General features: G+C 49.7%; 1 protein-coding gene. It reads left to right on the forward strand.

The features are described 5' to 3' along the window. On the forward strand, window positions 1–332 hold a 332-nt coding region (locus tag O3Q51_18445), incomplete at both ends, for a hypothetical protein (GenBank protein MCZ4410803.1).

Below are 332 nucleotides of genomic sequence, written 5' to 3' on the forward strand. Positions count from 1 at the left end.
TTCGTTGGATCACCATTCACCCTTGCAGGAGCTACAGTCAACATGACAGGCCCGAACGGCTACGACGAGACGATTATAACAGGACAAATCCTCGGAGACCTTTTTGAGAACGTTCCAGGCGGTGAGTATGACTATACGATCACGCTTGACTGCTACGAAACCATCACTGGATCGGTAACGGTAGAATGCCTCGGTGGCGGACAAGGCGTATCAGTATTTGAGAATCCACAGGAGATCACATCCAACAATGTTTTCTTTTTCGTTGGATCACCATTCACCCTTGCAGGAGCTACAGTCAACATGACAGGCCCGAACGGCTACGACGAGACGAT

This window comes from Cryomorphaceae bacterium 1068, from assembly GCA_027214385.1.
In the GTDB taxonomy this organism is placed as follows: Bacteria; Bacteroidota; Bacteroidia; order Flavobacteriales_D; family Cryomorphaceae; genus JAKVAV01.